Annotated in this window: 2 protein-coding genes; both read left to right on the top strand. The window is 71.9% G+C overall.

The genetic code is table 11. The annotated features are described in order from the left end of the window. On the top strand, positions 1-444 hold a 444-nt coding region (locus G7A99_RS20795; protein ID WP_163143790.1), incomplete at its 5' end, for a polysaccharide deacetylase family protein. A gap of 19 nt (positions 445-463) precedes the next feature. Then, on the top strand, positions 464-1,042 hold a 579-nt coding region (locus G7A99_RS20790; protein WP_163143788.1), incomplete at its 3' end, for a hypothetical protein.

The following is a 1,042-nucleotide window of genomic DNA, read 5'->3' as shown; positions in this document are numbered from 1 at the left end:
GCCTCGCCGCCGGCGGGATACCGGCCGCTCACCTGGTCCCAGGCGCGGGAGGCCGAGGCCGGCGGCGGCGTACGTTTCGGCCCTCACGGGCGCACCCACCGGGTGCTTTCCCGGCTCTCGGAGAACGAGGTGCGTGGCGAGATCCTCGGCTCGTGGTCACGTCTGACCACCGAGCTCCGCGCGCCGTTACCGGTGATGTGCTATCCGACCGGGCGCACGCGGGATTTCGGGCAGCGCGAGCGCCGCCTGCTGGCGGCGAATGCCTTTGCCGGGGCGGTGACCGCCGAGCCGGGGTACGCGGAGCAGGGCGGCAGCGCGGACGCACGTTTCGCCGTGGGCCGGTTCGCGTTGCCGGGCAACGTGGCCGACGCGCTCCAGTACTGCTCCTATATCGAGACGCTGAAGGACCGGCTGCTGCTGCGCCACAGCCTGTCCACCCACTGATCCCAGGGAGGGCCCCCGGATGACCCGGCCATTGTCGCGCACAGCCGCCGCCCTGCGCGGGCGGTTCAGGCGCCTGAATAACCGTGCCGCCGCGCTCTGGTACGAGCGGCGGCCTCCTGTCGTCGACTGGCGACGTGTCGAACGTCTGGTGGTGGTGTGTGCCGGAAACGTCTGCCGCAGTCCGTACGCACAGACGCGTGCGCTGTCCCTGGGGATGCCCTCGGTATCCTTCGGCCTGGTCACCACCGGCGGCGTGCCCGCGGATGCCACGGCGCAGCTGGTGGCGCGGCGCCGCGGCGTGGCCCTGGAGCGCCACCGCTCGGTGCAGCCGTTCCAGATCGTCATCGGGGCCGGCGATCTGGTGTTGTGCATGGAGCCCGGCCAGCTCCGTGCGCTGCGCCGCCGGGTGCGGTCCGCGGATGGACAGGCCGCGCTCATCGGATTGTGGGCGAATCCGCCGCGGGCGGTAATCGAGGATCCCTATGGTCGTGGCGAGGCCTGCTTCGAGGTGTGCTTCACCCAGCTCGACGAGGCGCTGAAAGCGCTGCAGGCGCAGTGGCACGCGACGCAGGGACACGGTCAGGGCGGTGATTCCGGG

Source organism: Arhodomonas sp. KWT (genome assembly GCF_010993615.1).
This window is presented reverse-complemented; position numbering and strand designations above follow the sequence as displayed.